At 64.4% G+C, this 14,239-nt stretch carries 17 protein-coding genes; 14 read left to right on the forward strand and 3 right to left on the reverse strand.

The window, feature by feature from the left end; genetic code table 11:
• The first annotated feature begins 13 nt into the window (after positions 1 to 13).
• The 8 genes from ACOYJQ_RS02585 to ACOYJQ_RS02620 are packed head-to-tail and all read left to right on the forward strand — an operon-like array spanning position 14 to position 5,028.
• Positions 14 to 1,174, forward strand: coding sequence for a replication initiator protein A (locus ACOYJQ_RS02585; RefSeq protein WP_377590823.1), 1,161 nt, complete (start codon positions 14 to 16; stop codon positions 1,172 to 1,174).
• Positions 1,171 to 1,824, forward strand: coding sequence for a ParA family partition ATPase (gene parA, locus ACOYJQ_RS02590; RefSeq protein WP_377590822.1), 654 nt, complete (start codon positions 1,171 to 1,173; stop codon positions 1,822 to 1,824). Before ACOYJQ_RS02585 ends, parA begins: the two co-directional genes overlap by 4 nt.
• Complete coding sequence (locus tag ACOYJQ_RS02595; RefSeq protein ID WP_433456159.1) at positions 1,821 to 2,564, forward strand: DNA-methyltransferase; 744 nt, start codon at positions 1,821 to 1,823, stop codon at positions 2,562 to 2,564. The genes parA and ACOYJQ_RS02595 overlap by 4 nt, the downstream gene beginning before the upstream one ends.
• Positions 2,561 to 2,815, forward strand: coding sequence for a ribbon-helix-helix protein (locus tag ACOYJQ_RS02600; protein WP_377590820.1), 255 nt, complete (start codon positions 2,561 to 2,563; stop codon positions 2,813 to 2,815). Before ACOYJQ_RS02595 ends, ACOYJQ_RS02600 begins: the two co-directional genes overlap by 4 nt.
• Positions 2,812 to 3,333, forward strand: coding sequence for a DUF2840 domain-containing protein (locus ACOYJQ_RS02605; protein ID WP_377590819.1), 522 nt, complete (start codon positions 2,812 to 2,814; stop codon positions 3,331 to 3,333). The genes ACOYJQ_RS02600 and ACOYJQ_RS02605 overlap by 4 nt, the downstream gene beginning before the upstream one ends.
• Positions 3,330 to 3,875 (forward strand): S26 family signal peptidase, encoded by a 546-nt coding sequence (locus ACOYJQ_RS02610; RefSeq protein WP_377590818.1) that lies wholly within the window; start codon positions 3,330 to 3,332, stop codon positions 3,873 to 3,875. The genes ACOYJQ_RS02605 and ACOYJQ_RS02610 overlap by 4 nt, the downstream gene beginning before the upstream one ends.
• 46 nt (positions 3,876 to 3,921) lie before the next feature.
• Positions 3,922 to 4,257 (forward strand): DUF736 domain-containing protein, encoded by a 336-nt coding sequence (locus tag ACOYJQ_RS02615; protein ID WP_377590817.1) that lies wholly within the window; start codon positions 3,922 to 3,924, stop codon positions 4,255 to 4,257.
• A gap of 3 nt (positions 4,258 to 4,260) precedes the next feature.
• On the forward strand, positions 4,261 to 5,028 hold the full coding sequence (locus ACOYJQ_RS02620) for a lytic transglycosylase domain-containing protein (protein ID WP_377590816.1): 768 nt from the start codon (positions 4,261 to 4,263) through the stop codon (positions 5,026 to 5,028).
• A gap of 107 nt (positions 5,029 to 5,135) precedes the next feature.
• On the opposite strand, the gene tnpC is transcribed toward ACOYJQ_RS02620, so the two are convergent.
• The 3 genes from tnpC to tnpA all read right to left on the reverse strand — a co-directional run bounded on the left by tnpC (position 5,136) and on the right by tnpA (position 7,984).
• The gene (gene tnpC, locus ACOYJQ_RS02625; protein ID WP_377592067.1) at positions 5,136 to 6,665 is read right to left on the reverse strand and encodes an IS66 family transposase; all 1,530 of its coding nucleotides are present in this window, start codon (positions 6,663 to 6,665) and stop codon (positions 5,136 to 5,138) included.
• 72 nt (positions 6,666 to 6,737) lie between these two features.
• A complete protein-coding gene (gene tnpB / locus ACOYJQ_RS02630) occupies positions 6,738 to 7,091 on the reverse strand; it encodes an IS66 family insertion sequence element accessory protein TnpB (RefSeq protein WP_377590815.1) in 354 nt (117 codons plus the stop codon).
• Positions 7,088 to 7,984 (reverse strand): IS66-like element accessory protein TnpA, encoded by an 897-nt coding sequence (tnpA, locus tag ACOYJQ_RS02635; protein WP_377590814.1) that lies wholly within the window; start codon positions 7,982 to 7,984, stop codon positions 7,088 to 7,090. The genes tnpB and tnpA overlap by 4 nt, the downstream gene beginning before the upstream one ends.
• Positions 7,985 to 8,237: 253 nt before the next feature.
• Here tnpA and ACOYJQ_RS02640 point away from each other — a divergent pair, with 253 nt between their 5' ends.
• The 6 genes from ACOYJQ_RS02640 to ACOYJQ_RS02665 all read left to right on the forward strand — a co-directional run bounded on the left by ACOYJQ_RS02640 (position 8,238) and on the right by ACOYJQ_RS02665 (position 14,229).
• Positions 8,238 to 9,977: a relaxase/mobilization nuclease domain-containing protein gene (locus tag ACOYJQ_RS02640; protein WP_377590813.1), complete on the forward strand. Its 1,740-nt coding sequence runs from the start codon at positions 8,238 to 8,240 to the stop codon at positions 9,975 to 9,977.
• 29 nt (positions 9,978 to 10,006) lie between these two features.
• Positions 10,007 to 11,992: a conjugal transfer protein TraG gene (locus ACOYJQ_RS02645; RefSeq protein WP_183754284.1), complete on the forward strand. Its 1,986-nt coding sequence runs from the start codon at positions 10,007 to 10,009 to the stop codon at positions 11,990 to 11,992.
• Between the two features lie 5 nt (positions 11,993 to 11,997).
• Positions 11,998 to 12,462, forward strand: a complete 465-nt coding sequence (locus ACOYJQ_RS02650) for a CopG family transcriptional regulator (protein ID WP_183754286.1) — start codon at positions 11,998 to 12,000, stop codon at positions 12,460 to 12,462.
• Positions 12,463 to 12,629: 167 nt separating this feature from the next.
• Positions 12,630 to 13,619: a P-type conjugative transfer ATPase TrbB gene (trbB, locus tag ACOYJQ_RS02655; protein WP_183754288.1), complete on the forward strand. Its 990-nt coding sequence runs from the start codon at positions 12,630 to 12,632 to the stop codon at positions 13,617 to 13,619.
• Positions 13,616 to 13,948, forward strand: a complete 333-nt coding sequence (locus tag ACOYJQ_RS02660) for a TrbC/VirB2 family protein (protein ID WP_183754290.1) — start codon at positions 13,616 to 13,618, stop codon at positions 13,946 to 13,948. Before trbB ends, ACOYJQ_RS02660 begins: the two co-directional genes overlap by 4 nt.
• Positions 13,948 to 14,229 carry a VirB3 family type IV secretion system protein gene (locus tag ACOYJQ_RS02665; protein ID WP_183754292.1) on the forward strand — a complete coding sequence of 94 codons (282 nt, stop codon included), beginning with the start codon at positions 13,948 to 13,950 and terminating at the stop codon, positions 14,227 to 14,229. Before ACOYJQ_RS02660 ends, ACOYJQ_RS02665 begins: the two co-directional genes overlap by 1 nt.
• Positions 14,230 to 14,239 lie beyond the last annotated feature (10 nt).

Raw genomic sequence — 14,239 nt, forward strand, 5'->3', positions numbered from 1 at the left:
GGCGGTCGACCGAATGGCGGTGCGGAGCCGATCTTCCTCGGAGCGCGGGCAACTCGATCTGTTCCGGGCGCTCCCCGGCGACTTCGCGCCAAGAGACGCGCAGGATCTCATGGCCTATCCCTTTTTCTCTCTCGCAAAGACGCCACGTGTCGCGCCGATCGATTTCGTCGCCGGCGACATCACCATCCGTGTCGAGGCCGTTCCCGACCATGGCATGGCCACCATCTGGGACGCCGACATCCTTATTTGGGCAGCGAGTCAAATCGTCGAGGCCCGGGACACGGGGCTTCGCACCTCCCGGCTCATGGCCGCGACCCCCTACGAAATCCTCAAATTCATCGGACGCGGCGTGTCGATCCGCGATTACCAGCGCCTGAAGGCGGCGCTCGATCGCCTTCAGTCCACCACCGTCAGCACAACCATCCGCCAGCCCGCCGAGGGCCGCCGCCATCGCTTCTCCTGGATCAACGAATGGAAGGAGCGCACGGACCGCAACGGCAAGCCCGATGGCATCGAGATGATCGTGCCCGATTGGTTCTACCAAGCCGTCCTTGATGATGCGCTCGTGCTCACCATCGATCGCGCCTATTTCGGTCTGACGGGCGGCCTCGAACGCTGGCTCTACCGCATCGTGCGCAAGCACGGCGGCAGACAGCGCGCCGGATGGCGCTTCGACTTCCGCCATCTTCACCAGAAATCCGGCAGCCTGTCGCCGTTCAAGCGCTTCGCGTTCGAGCTGCGCGACATCATTCGGCGCCAGCCGTTGCCCGGCTATACCCTATTTTTGGAGGTCGAGCTGGGCGGCCGCGTCCTGCTCGCCTTCGAACCGTCGGCGCCCTGTGGACAAGCTGTGGATGGCTTCGTGCCATCAGGAACCCGCCGGGACGTGCTATCCGGAACCGCCCCCTCGTGCCAACGGGAACCCAAACAGGATGTAAACTACCGAATAAAAAAAGAAAATAGCGCCCTTAACTTAGAATCTAACATAGATTCTAACCTTTATAGGGGCGTGCGCGATGTGGAAAGCATCGAAAACCGGCCACCGACAAGGCCGAAAACCGATAAGATCTATCCTACGCCGAATACGTCTTTCCGTAAATCCGTAAATCCTGCCAACGAAGCTTCGGACGCGCCGCAGTTGCCCCTCGACCACCGGCCGGGAGGGGCAAGATGATCGTGGCGCTCCTCAACCAGAAAGGCGGAACCGGCAAGACGACCCTCGCCCTGAATCTCGCCGGCGAATGGGCCAGCCGAGGGCTGCGCGTCACTCTGATCGATGCGGACCCGCAAGGCTCCGCCCTTGACTGGTCGCAGCAACGCAGCCGTGAAGGTCTGCCGCGCCAGTTCGGCGTCGTCGGCCTGGCGCGCGACACGCTGCACCGCGAAGCACCGGAACTCGCCCGCGATGCCGACATGATCGTCATCGACGGACCGCCGCGCGTCGCCGGCCTGATGCGCTCGGCGCTACTCGCTGCCGACCTGGTGCTGATCCCCGTGCAACCATCGCCGCTTGACGGCTGGGCCTCGGCCGAGATGCTGGCGCTTCTGAACGAAGCGCGCATCTACCGGCCAGAACTGGCCGCTCGCTTCGTGCTCAACCGATGCGGCCCCCGCACCGTTCTGGCGCGTGAGATAGCCGAAACGCTGGCCGACCACGACCCGCCGGCACTCTCCAATACCATCGGACAGCGCATCGCCTTCGCCGTCGCGGTGCAGTCCGGCCGCCTCGTCTCGGAACTCGATGACGACACGCCCGCCGCCCGCGAGATCGCGGCGCTTGCGGACGAAATCGACCGGCTCGGTGTCGGGAGGATCGCATCATGACCATCCTCACCGGCGATTGCCGCGACCTCATGCCCGCGCACGGCCCTTACGACCTGATCCTCGCCGATCCGCCCTATGGCGACACCTCGCTCGCCTGGGATAGCCGCATGGATGGCTGGATCGCGCTCGCCCGCGCGGCGCTAGCCCCCACCGGGTCGCTCTGGGTGTTCGGCTCGCTTCGCCATTTCATGGCGACCGCCGACCAGTTCGCTGACGCCGGGTTCCGGCTGGCACAGGAGATCGTCTGGGAAAAGCAGAACGGCTCCGGTTTCCATGCCGATCGCTTCAAGCGCGTCCATGAGTTGGCAGTTCAGTTCTATCCGGCCGAGACGCCCTGGCGGGACATCCACAACGTCGTCCAGACCACGCCCGATGCGACAGCGCGCACGGTACGGCGCAAGCAGCGCCCACCGCATACCGGCCATATCGACGCCGGTCACTATGTCAGCCGTGATGGCGGACCACGCCTCATGCGCTCCGTCATCTATGTGCGCAACTGCCACGGTCGCGCGATCCATCCGACCGAAAAGCCGGCCGCTCTCCTCGAAATCCTCATCCGCACAAGCTGCCCGGAGAGCGGGCTTGTCGGCGACTGGTTCGCGGGATCGGGCGCGGCCGGTGAAGCCTGCCGGCTGACCGGCCGCCGTTACCTCGGCTGCGAAATCGATCCCGGCATGGCAGAGAAGGCCCGCGCCCGGATCGCCACGGTGCTGCCGTTCGACGGGAGGGCCACGTCATGAGCGAGCGCCCGGCCCGCAAAGGCTTTGCGACCCGGCCTGCCGATCCCGAAAGCTGGATCAAGGCCACCGATGCGTCGACGGCTCGCAAGGAAGACATTGGCACCTACACCGCCCGGCTGACCATCGACATCACGCCCGAATTGCGCGGCCGCATCAAGATCACCGCCTTCCGGCACGGCGTCACCGTCGCCGAGATGCTGCGCGAGCTGCTCGCGCGCGAATTTCCCCCGACACAAGGAGATCTCCCATGACCGGCATTGCGGCCTCCCGCGTGCGCGGCGGCCCATGGCCGGCCGCACGCTCCTCAGACAATATGACCGACGTCGAGCTGACCTGGATCGAGCAGAAGATCGAGTTCTGGATCAGGTTCGGATGCGAAGCGCATGAGCAAATCCTCGACCGCCGCAGGCGCATCGTCTCTTTCCGGCCGAACAGCATCTTCGCCTTCGTTCGCTGGGCCGCCAACGACTTCGGGACGGTCATCTCGCGCATCGACATCGTGCGCGCCGTCAAGCCGGGCGAAGCGTATCAGACACTGCCCTTTGTGCGCCCCGGCGGGGACATCCTGCTGAAGATCGAAGGCTGGCGACAAGTCGAGGATGTGCTGCGCCACATCGATATCGTGGAGCGCATCGGCATCGACGCTTGCGACGTGGCCCCCGATTACTGGCGTCATGTCGCCCATCGCATGCAGGCCGGCCTTAAGCCGCGCCTTTACGCGATGGAACGCCATCAGGCGTGGCTCATGCGGCGGGAGATCGAAGGATGACCCGCTTCGGTTACGTCATGGTGACGTATTTCGCGGCGATGGGCGTCGCCATAGCCGCGTTCATTCCGACACCGACCAGGCTTATCTGGAACGCCACCGCCAGCGCGCCGATCGGGATCTACACCATCACACCGGCCGACCGGCTGGAGGTACCCGAACTGGTCGCCATCAACCTGCTCGAACCGCTCGCGGATTTCATGGTCGAGCGCGGTTATGTCGGCCGCGACGTGCCGCTCCTCAAGCGCGTCCTCGGCTTGGCCGGTCAGCGCGTCTGCCGCATCGGCCGCGTCATCACCGTCGACGACGTGGAGATGGGCGAGGCTCTGGAGCGCGATCGGACCGGCCGCGATCTGCCCGTCTGGCAGGGCTGCCGACGCATCGCCGACGACGAACTTTTCCTCATGAACTGGGAAGTCCGCGACAGCCTCGACAGCCGTTACTTCGGCCCGATTCCGGCCTCCGCCGTGATCGGCCGGGCGCTCCCTCTCTACACCGATGAAGACGGCGACGGCCGCTTCGTCTGGCGCGCGCCGACGCGGTGACGGCGTGTCCACATCCATCCTCACCGCGAAACCCAAGGAGACGATTATGGCTCAGATCGGCCAATTCAACCGCACGGAAACCGGCTTCGAAGGCCACCTCAAGGCGCTCGGCCTCGACGCCGAACTCACCCTCGTTCCGGCCGAACCTTCAGACTCCGAGAACGCTCCGGACTATCGTGTCCTGCTCGGCGACGAGGAAGGCTTGGACATTGGCGCAGGCTGGAAGCATGCCAGCGAACGCGCCGGCGAATATGTTTCTATCGAGGTCGACAGCCCGCTTTTCGCCAAGCCGTTGCGGGCCAACCTCTTCCAGCCCGGCGGCGACAGCACGCTCTGGGGCCTGCACCTGAACCGGCCCGCCAAACCGCGCAAGGAGGATTGAGCGGTGCCGGCCCGTCGCCATGCCACCTTTGCCGGACGGCCGACCACCGTCCGGCATACGGCCGTCCTTCTTCTCCTTTCCGGCATGGTCGCCGCCACCGCAGCGTTTCCGGCTACGGCGCAATCGCTGCCGGCGACGCGCGCGCCGACTGCCAGTCCCTATGCCGCGCATATCGCCGAGGCATCGCAACGGTTCGGCATTCCGACGCCATGGATCACGGCGGTCATGGGGGCCGAAAGCGCCTACGATCTGCTCGCCGTATCACCGGCGGGCGCCATGGGCCTCATGCAGTTGATGCCCTCGACCTGGCGCGAGCTGCGCGTCCGATATGGCCTCGGCGATAATCCCATCGACCCGCGCGCAAACATACTCGCCGGCACGGCCTATCTGCGGGAAATGCACGAGCGATACGGCACCATTCCCGCAATGCTCGCGGCCTATAACGCGGGACCGGCGCGCTATGACGAGCATCTCGCGACCGGCCGTCCACTGCCCGCTGAAACGCGCGCCTATGTGGCGTCGCTCGCTCCCAGGCTCGGCGCTGGACCGCTGCTTGCAGAGCCGAGAACCGTGCCGCCGACACCGCCCGACTGGCGCGAGGCTCCGCTCTTTGTCGCGCGCTCGGACGACCGCCGAACCACGGATCCCCGTGCATCCGACGCTTCGTCGAATGGCGCGCGCGCAACCGCCTCCCTTCAGGGCACGGCTCCCGCCGGGCCGCAGACGGAAGCGATTTTTCTCGCCCGAAGCGATGGGGAAGACCCGCGATGACCCCCAAAGGCTCATTTCGCACCCTGTCGGGCTCCCGCGCATCATGGAGCGTGAAGGGGCGAGAGACAGGCACAACAACCGTATGCGTCCGGGGGCTGCACGTGATGTCAGCTCTTGACGGGATTTTGCGCTTTCCAGTTCCACGGCAGCAGTTCGTCGAGTCGATTGACGGTGTGTCCGTCGCGCATGCGCTGGAGAACGTCGGCAAGATAAGCGTAAGGTTCGACGCTGTTGAGCTTGCAGGTTTCGATGAGCGAGCACACGACCGCCCAGCGATCTCCACCGCCGTCGCTGCCGGCGAAGAGATGGTTCTTGCGGCCGAGACTGACCGGGCGGATGGCGCGCTCGACCGGATTGGTATCAAGTTCGATGCGGCCGTCGGCGAGGAAGCGGCTCAATCCCTCCCAGCGTGCCAGCGCGTAGCGGATCGCCTCGGCCAGCGTGCTGCGACCGGGAATGCGCGGCAGTTGCGTCTCCATCCAGACGCGCAGATCGGCGACGACGGGTTTCGATTGGAACCGTCTGGTCGCAAGGCGATGGGCGGGCGATTGGCCGCGCACCTGCGCTTCGATGGCGTAAAGCTCGCCGATCCTGCGCAGCGCCTCGGTCGCAATAGGCGATCCGGTGGCCTGCGCCACGTCGTAAAACTTGCGTCGCGTATGCGCCCAGCAGGCGGCGAGAACGATGTCTCCCTTGGCGGTAAGCTGCTCGAAGCCGGCATAGCCATCGACATGCAGCACGCCCTTGAAGTGCTGAAGATGCGCGACCGGGCGTTCGCCCTTACGATCGGGCGCGAACACATAGACGGCAGCCGGAGGTTCAGGTCCGGCCCATGGCCGCTGCTCGCGAGCGTAGACCCACAACCTGCCGGTCTTGGTGCGCCCGCGTCCGGGATCGAGCACCGGAACCGGCGTGTCGTCGGCGAACAGATGGTCGGATGCGAATACGTTCTTCGCCAGCCGATCGTGCAGGGCTTCGAGCCACCAGCATGCGCCGCCGACCCATCCCGCAAGCGTGGAGCGGGCAAGATCGACGCCATGACGGGCGAAGATTTGCGACTGCCGATAGAGGGGCGTGTGATCGCAGTATTTGCTGACCAGCACCTGCGCCAGCAGCGCCGGCGTCGCCAGGCCACCGGCGATCAGCCGTTCCGGCGCGGAAGCCTGCACCACTGTTTCACAGGCACGGCAGGCGTATTTCGGGCGAACGGTTCGGATGACGCGAAGTTGCGCCGGCACCCAGTCGAGCATTTCGCTGACGCTCTCACCGATGGCATGAAGCGGGCCACCGCAGCAGGCGCATATCGTGCCGCCAACATCGAGAACGACATCCTCGCGCGGCAGGTGATCGGGCAGCGATCCGTGTTGTGCAGGTCGTTCGCTCGACGGTTTGGCGACAATGGGACGGCTTTCCCAGATACGCGCGATGTCACCGTCGAGGTCTTCCAGCGCGAGCGCCAACTGGTCGGCATCAAGGCGTTCGGAGCGACGGCCGAACTGCGCCCGCTGAAGTTTTTTGATGATGGCTTGAAGGCGCTCGATCTCTCCGTCCCGGCTCTCGACGACGCTCGCCATGTCGCGCACGAGGCGCTGCAAAAGCGTTGGATCGGAGGGCAGGTTTTCGAGATCGATCAACATGATCGAATCTACCATAAACCACTCAAAAACCCAAGGATTCCGGCAATTTTCGTGCAGGTTGGTGGCGCATTTTCAGCCAGCCAAAGCGGGTCTCCACACACGCTCGGGAGCGCGCCAGTCGATACCCTCGATCAGCATCGCGAGCTGCGCAGGCGTCAGCGTGATCGAGCCGTCGTAGCCCGCCATCACCGGCCACACGAAGCTACCCTGGTCGAGTCGCTTGGTGAACAGACACAGCCCGTTGCCGTCCCAGAACAGGATTTTCAGCATCGACGCCTTCTTCCCCCGGAAGGCGAACAGATGGCCCGAGAACGGGTCTTGTTTCAGCGTTTGCTGCACCAGCATGGCGAGCCCGTCGAGGCCTTTCCTCATGTCGGTGTAGCCCAGCGCCAGATGCACTTTAACGCCGGCCGGGACCATCATCATGATGCTGTCCCCACGTCGCCGATCTGCGCGCGAACGGCAGCGGGATCGCTTCCTTCCGGCACGAACATGCGCCGTCCGTCCGGCAGATCGACGGCTATCATTCCGTCAGGCGGTCGCACGAGTTTCTGCAAAGCCAGTGTCGCCGGTGTGTCGTCCGGCAGCACAACGGGTGCCAGTTTCGCGCGCTTCTTTTGCGTCACGCCGAACTGTACCCGCCAGCGGAACAGCATGCCGGTGACGATCCCGTGCTTGCGCGCCACAGCGGAGACACTGACGCCCGGCTGGTCGCTCTCCAGCGCGATGGCGTGCTTCTGCTCATCGCTAAAGAAGCGTCGGACAGGCGATCGGGGCGGCTCGGGATCGTCCTTAGGATGGCCTGTCAAGCTGCTTTCGGGCCGCGATTTCTTAGCACTAGTGCCAACGACCGGGCGGGCGGAGGGGTGAAGATGCGCACGCCAGTCGATCTCAACCTCGCCTTCGTCCAGCCGGTCACGCCAGATGCGCAAGCTTGTCGGCGAGATATGCAGCCCGGCCGCATATTCGCGCACGCCCATGCCGCTCCAGTTCATCGCCTCGACATGCATCGCCCAAAACGCCTGGAGCGCCCGATTGCGTTCTTCCGTGCTCACACCGAAGCGCCGCCGAGCACGTATTTTGCGCCGCTTTTCCCGTATCTCAAGCTTCTGCTGACGGCGCAATTCCGCCTGATATTCCGCATGCTTACGCGCCGCATCTTCACCCGCGAGATGCTTCAGCCATCCGTCAAGCGTGTGCTTCGACACCCGATGCTGACGGCAATAGGCCGTGCGTGTGAGGCCGCTGCGTTGCCATGCCTCGATATGAACCAACCAGAAAGAACGGTGTGCCGTGTTCTCGAAACGTTTCAAATTCATCGAAGATCCTCCAGGCTACGAAGGAACCCGACATGCTGCTCTATTGCACTACCCGATCAGTGTGCAGGGAACGGACGCTTACCAACAACCGGACGATGGCAGGATAAAAGGCCGCACATTGTGCGTTGGTCGGGCGGTTGGTTTTGTTGGAGTTTCTGGCTCAGCGCGCACCTTGCCACCTTCCGGCGCAAAGTGCGCGGAAATCGTAAGCCTCTCTATTTGAATGACCTTTTGCACATTGCGGAGCCGCGCCATGGCCGATGAGCGTGATTTCCGCATCCGGCCGGGGCGCATCCGCTCAACCCGCGCGCAGTCCACGAGGCCCTTCATCGCCCAGGCGCTCGCCGCCGCGAAGAAGGCGGGTGGCGGCGTGTCGCGTTCGGGCCGCATCGTCTCCGGCAATCGCTCGCGCTTCGGCCACGGCCAGCGCGCCAGTATCCAGGCCAACCGGCTGATCACGTCCCGTTCACGCGGCGCCGTGATCAAGGCCCGCGTCGTCCGCCACTCGGCGCGTTCGGCCCCGCTCGGAACCCATCTCGACTATCTGCGCCGCGATGGCGTGACCCGCGACGGAGAAAAGGCGCGTCTGTTCGGGCCGGGAACGGAAGAGGCGGACGGCCGCGCCTTCGCCGAACGATGCGAGGATGACCGGCACCATTTTCGTTTCATCGTATCGCCCGACGACGCGGTGGAAATGTCGGATCTCAAGTCCTTCACCCGCGATCTCGTGCGCCAGATGGAACATGATCTCGGCACCCGGCTCGACTGGGTGGCCGTCGATCACTGGAACACCGCGCATCCGCATGTCCATCTGATCGTGCGCGGCGTGCACGACGACGGCCAGGATCTCGTCATTTCCCGTGACTACGTCAAGGAGGGGATGCGCGATCGCGCGCGCGATCTCATCACGCAAGAGTTGGGACCGCGTACCGACCTCGACATCCGCCGCACCATCGAAAGGCAGGTCGAGGCGGAACGCTGGACGCAACTCGATCGGCAGCTTGTCCGCGATGCAGGTAAAGTCGGCATCATAGATCTTGCCCCGCACGCCGACCGCCAGCCCGACGAGTTCCACGCGCTGAAGGTCGGCAGGCTGCGTACCCTCGAAATCCTTGGGCTGGCCGGACAGGTCGGCCATTCGCAATGGTTCATCAAGCCCGAAGCCGAGACGGTGCTGAGGGAACTCGGCGAGCGGGGCGACATCATCAAGCGTATGCACCATGCGCTCACCGAACGCGGCATCGAACGCGGGTCGGCGCAATTTGTCCTGGCGGCCGAGAGTCTCGATGCGCCGGTCATCGGCCGCCTGGTCGAGCGCGGTCTCGACGATGAGCTGAAGGGAACGGCCTACGCCGTCGTCGACGGGGTGGACGGCCGCAGCCATCATATCAAGTTGCCGCATCTCGACGCCGCCGGCGACAGTCCGCCCGGTTCGATCGTCGAACTGCGCGCCTATGAAGATGCACACGGCGAACGCCGCATTGCGCTCTCCGTCCGTTCGGATCTCGACATCGATCGCCAAATCACGGCCTCGGGCGCCACATGGCTCGACCGGCAGGCTGTGGCGCGCGAACCGCTGGCGCTCTCCGAGACCGGCTTCGGCGCCGAAGTGCGTCAGGCCATGGAACAGAGGGCCGATCATCTGGTCGGTGAAGGGCTGGCCGAGCGCCAGGGCCGGCGCATCGTTTTTGCCAGACGGCTGATCGACACCCTGCGCCGCCGCGAATTGGATGCACTCGGCGAGACGCTCGCCGCGCAGACCGGCACGGCGTTCAACCGTGCCGGCGGTGGCGAGTATGTCGCCGGCACCTATCGGCAGCGATTCACGCTCGCCTCCGGCCGCTTCGCCATGATCGACAACGGCCTCGGCTTTCAGCTCGTTCCCTGGTCGCCCTCCCTCGAACAGCAACTCGGCCGCCATGTCTCTGGCGTCGCCCGCAGCGACGGCGGCGTCGACTGGAGCTTCGGCCGCAAGCGGGGGCTCGGCCTCTAACTCTCAATTCCCAAGAAAGGACCATCGCCATGTCCGCGACGAAAATCCTCTGGGGGCAGATCATAATTGTCTTCCTCATCATTCTCCTGACCACCTGGGGCGCCACGCAATATGTCGGCTGGAGCCTTGGCTTTCAGACGCAACTTGGCGAGCCGTGGTTCAAGCTGTTCGGGATGCCCGTCTATTACCCGCCGGCGATCTATGTCTGGTGGTATTTCTACGATGCCTATGCGCCGGAGGTTTTCGCCAGCGGCGGGATCATCGCTGCATCCGGTGGATTCATCGCCATTGCCGTCGCCATCGGCATGTCCGTCTGGCGCGCGCGGGAAGCGAAGAACGTCGCCACCTACGGCTCCGCGCGTTGGGCCGAGACAGTCGAGGTCAAAGACGCCGGGCTGCTCGATCCCGATGGCGTCGTGCTCGGTCGATACGAGCGCGAATATCTTCGCCATGACGGGCCTGAGCATGTGCTGTGCTTTGCGCCGACCAGGAGCGGCAAAGGTGTAGGCCTCGTCGTGCCCTCACTGCTGACCTGGCCGGGCTCTGCCATTGTCCATGACATCAAGGGTGAGAACTGGCAGATCACCGCCGGCTACCGTGCCCGGCACGGCCGCGTCCTGCTGTTCGATCCGACGAACACGCGATCTTCCGCCTACAATCCGTTGCTCGAAGTCCGCCGCGGCGAATGGGAGGTGCGTGATGTTCAGAACATTGCCGACATCCTCGTCGATCCGGAGGGAAGCCTGGAAAAAAGAAATCACTGGGAAAAGACATCCCATGCCTTGTTGGTCGGCGCCATTCTCCACGTTCTCTACGCCGAAGAGGACAAGACCCTGGCCGGCGTCGCCGCTTTCCTCTCCGACCCGAAGCGCCCGATCGAGTCGACACTCGCCGCGATGATGAAGACGGCGCATCTGGGCGAAGCCGGTCCTCACCCGGTCATCGCCAGCGCCGCGCGCGAACTGCTGAACAAGAGCGACAACGAGCGCAGCGGTGTGCTCTCGACCGCGATGTCATTTTTGGGGTTGTACCGCGATCCCGTCGTCGCACAAGTGACACGCCGCTGCGACTGGCGGATCACCGACATCGTGGGCGGCAAACGTCCGGCGACGCTCTACCTTGTCGTGCCTCCGAGCGACATCAACCGGACAAAACCTCTCATTCGCTTGATCCTTAATCAAGTCGGCCGGCGCCTGACCGAGGACTTGCAGGCGAGGGCCGGGCGGCACAGGTTGTTGCTCATGCTCGACGAGTTCCCGGCCCTGGGCCGGCTGGATTTCTTCGAGTCCGCCTTGGCCTTCATGGCCGGTTATGGCCTCAAGTCCTTTTTGATCGCCCAGAGCCTCAACCAAATCGAGCGCGCCTACGGCCCGAACAACAGCATCCTGGACAACTGCCATGTCAGGGTCTCGTTCGCAACCAATGACGAAAGGACGGCGAGAAGGGTGAGCGATGCGCTCGGCACCGCCACCGAGATGAAGGCGATGAAGAACTACGCCGGGCACCGTCTGTCGCCTTGGCTCGGGCATCTGATGGTCTCGCGCTCGGAGACTGCCCGGCCATTGCTCACCCCCGGCGAAGTGATGCAACTGCCGCCATCAGACGAGATCGTCATGGTCGCCGGAACGCCGCCGATCAAGGCGAAAAAGGCGCGATACTTCGAGGATCCGCAGTTTCAGGAGCGGGTCTTGCCGCCACCAGAACTCACCCGTCCCGGTGAACCGCGCCCCGACGACTGGAGCCGTTTGCCGATCCCAGTTCGCCCGGAAAGTGGGGAGGCTCCAGCAGGCTCGGCCGCGGAAAATGAAGACCCGACAGAATCCGAGCGTCGCCATCAGCCGGAGCTTAATCGGGTGAAGCCGGTGGAGAAGAAGGCGCCGATCGAGAACGAGTTCGGGATCGATCCACCCGACGACATGGAGGAGGCGGCCACCCGAAACCGGCGTCTGACGCGCCTCATGCACGGCGTCGCACGGCAAGTTTCGCTCGATCCCAATGACGGCATGGAGCTGTGAGCGCCATGACCGGACGAAAGAAGAAGGCCCAGATTTCCGTCTATCTCGACCCGGACGTGATGACGATGCTGTCAGACTACGCCGCACGCCGGGAGCAATCGCTTTCCCAGATCGCCGAGGCCGCGATCGCGTCGTTCCTGTCACCGGACGACGCCGAGCGACGCGAGGCGGTAATCGCCAAACGCCTCGACCAGCTCGACCGCAGGATGACCCGGATGGAGCGCGATCTCGGCATCTCGGTGGAAACCCTGGCGGTCTTCATCCGCTTCTGGCTCACCACTACACCGGCATTGCCCGAACCCGCTGCGCAGGCTGCGCGCGCCAAGGCTGGAGAGCGTTACGAAGCCTTCGTAACCGCGCTCGGCCGCAGGCTCGCGCAGGGGCCAAAGTTGCGGCAGGAAATCAGCGAGGACATTGTCGACTCATCGGACGGTCAGGTCGCTTCGGGCGCAGACGCACAGGGCGAATAGTGACCACTCCGGTGAGGTCAAGGAGATCGCAACTCCGCCGTTCTCCTGTATTTGCACGCCATGCCACTACGACGCTAAATACTTGTTGAATAGGTCGAATTTACGGCTCTTTTAATCATCCCCGTCCGGGGACTGTCTGATCTTCCCCGGCCAGGAACGGGGATCGGATGGCAGGTTCGCATCACAATTCGGAAGGCTTGGCTCGCAGCGTGCGGATGCTGCGCACCGCACTCGGCCTCGCCATTGTCCGGTTTCTGGACGACCCGGACGTTGCCGAGGTGATGCTCAATCCCGACGGCCGGTTGTGGATCGACCGCCTGTCGGGAGGGATGTCCGACACGGGCGAGCGTCTGTCCCCGTCTGACGGCGAACGCATCATCCGTTTGGTCGCCCACCACGTTGGTGCGGAGGTTCACTCCGGAGCGCCAGGGCTTTCGGCCGAGTTGCCGGAAACTGGCGAACGCTTCGAGGGGCTGTTGCCTCCAGTAGTGACCGCTCCCGCTTTCGCGATCCGCAAGCCAGCGGTCGCCGTGTTCAGCCTCGACGACTACGTTGCCGCCGGCATCATGTCGGCGGATCAGGCAGAGACGCTGCGGGGAGCCATAGTCGGCCACGCCAACATCCTCGTCGCCGGCGGAACCAGCACCGGCAAGACGACATTGGTCAATGCACTTCTGGACGAGGTTGCCAAAAGCCCCGACCGCCTTCTCATCGTCGAGGATATGCGTGAGCTGCAATCCCGATCCGAAAACAAGGTGCCTATGCGCACCAAGGACTTTATCGCCGATCTTCTCTATCTCTCCCGCCGCTCCATGCGTCTCCGGCCCGACCGCATCATCGTTGGCGAGGTGCGTGGGTCCGAAGCCCTTCAATTGCTGAAACTCTGGGGCACCGGCCATCCCGGCGGTATCGGCACCATCCACGCCAGCACGGCGATCGGCGCCCTGCGCCGGCTGGAACAACTCGTCCAGGAAGCCGTCGTTACCGTCCCGAAGACGCTCATCGCCGACACCATCGACATCGTTGCCGTGCTATCCGGTCGCGGCCCCGCGCGCCGGCTCTCCGAACTCGCCCGCGTAGAAGGGCTCGGGCCGGACGCCGACTACCGCATCGCCCCCGCGATCCCACCCGCAAACCCCAATGGAGAACAATCATGATTCGAACCCTTTCGTGCGGCTGCAACGCCATGGCGACGGCCGCGACCGCCATGACCGTCAGCCTCATGTTCGCGCCGGCGGCCCATGCCTCCGGCTCATCCATGCCGTGGGAGGCGCCGCTGCAATCCATCCTTCAGTCAATCGAAGGGCCGGTCGCCAAGATCATCGCCGTCATCATCATTATCGTCACCGGCCTGACGCTGGCCTTCGGCGACAGCTCCGGCGGCTTCCGGCGGCTGATCCAGATCGTGTTCGGTCTCAGCATCGCCTTCGCCGCTTCAAGCTTCTTCCTGTCGTTCTTTTCGTTCGGTGGCGGGGCGCTGGTCTGATGGCGGGCGGTCTCGAACAACTCGACGAGGTGCCGGGCTTCACGGTGTCGGTTCACCGCGCGCTGACCGAACACATCCTGCTCGGCGGCGCCCCGCGCTCCATCGCCATCATGAACGGCACGCTCGCCGGGGCTGTGGGCCTCGGCCTGCGCCTCTGGCTGGTCGGCCTCGCCATCTGGGCCATCGGTCATTTCGCGGCAGTCTGGGCCGCGAAGCGCGATCCGCTGTTCGTGGAAGTGGGAAGGCGACACCTGCGCATCCCCGGCCACCTCACGGTCTGAAGGAGTCTGT

The organism is Pseudochelatococcus sp., from assembly GCF_050946405.1.
Taxonomy (GTDB): domain Bacteria; phylum Pseudomonadota; class Alphaproteobacteria; order Rhizobiales; family Beijerinckiaceae; genus Pseudochelatococcus.

Coding starts and splice junctions, on each gene's coding strand:
- ACOYJQ_RS02595 (WP_433456159.1), top strand. CDS start 1,821: ATGACCATCCTCACCGGCGATTGCCGCGACCTCATGCCCGCGCACGGC.
- ACOYJQ_RS02650 (WP_183754286.1), top strand. CDS start 11,998: ATGACCGGACGAAAGAAGAAGGCCCAGATTTCCGTCTATCTCGACCCG.
- ACOYJQ_RS02610 (WP_377590818.1), top strand. CDS start 3,330: ATGACCCGCTTCGGTTACGTCATGGTGACGTATTTCGCGGCGATGGGC.
- ACOYJQ_RS02645 (WP_183754284.1), top strand. CDS start 10,007: ATGTCCGCGACGAAAATCCTCTGGGGGCAGATCATAATTGTCTTCCTC.
- tnpA (WP_377590814.1), bottom strand. CDS start 7,984: ATGAATTTGAAACGTTTCGAGAACACGGCACACCGTTCTTTCTGGTTG.
- ACOYJQ_RS02615 (WP_377590817.1), top strand. CDS start 3,922: ATGGCTCAGATCGGCCAATTCAACCGCACGGAAACCGGCTTCGAAGGC.
- trbB (WP_183754288.1), top strand. CDS start 12,630: ATGGCAGGTTCGCATCACAATTCGGAAGGCTTGGCTCGCAGCGTGCGG.
- ACOYJQ_RS02605 (WP_377590819.1), top strand. CDS start 2,812: ATGACCGGCATTGCGGCCTCCCGCGTGCGCGGCGGCCCATGGCCGGCC.
- ACOYJQ_RS02640 (WP_377590813.1), top strand. CDS start 8,238: ATGGCCGATGAGCGTGATTTCCGCATCCGGCCGGGGCGCATCCGCTCA.
- ACOYJQ_RS02600 (WP_377590820.1), top strand. CDS start 2,561: ATGAGCGAGCGCCCGGCCCGCAAAGGCTTTGCGACCCGGCCTGCCGAT.
- ACOYJQ_RS02665 (WP_183754292.1), top strand. CDS start 13,948: ATGGCGGGCGGTCTCGAACAACTCGACGAGGTGCCGGGCTTCACGGTG.
- ACOYJQ_RS02660 (WP_183754290.1), top strand. CDS start 13,616: ATGATTCGAACCCTTTCGTGCGGCTGCAACGCCATGGCGACGGCCGCG.
- tnpB (WP_377590815.1), bottom strand. CDS start 7,091: ATGATGATGGTCCCGGCCGGCGTTAAAGTGCATCTGGCGCTGGGCTAC.
- tnpC (WP_377592067.1), bottom strand. CDS start 6,665: ATGTTGATCGATCTCGAAAACCTGCCCTCCGATCCAACGCTTTTGCAG.
- parA (WP_377590822.1), top strand. CDS start 1,171: ATGATCGTGGCGCTCCTCAACCAGAAAGGCGGAACCGGCAAGACGACC.
- ACOYJQ_RS02585 (WP_377590823.1), top strand. CDS start 14: ATGGCGGTGCGGAGCCGATCTTCCTCGGAGCGCGGGCAACTCGATCTG.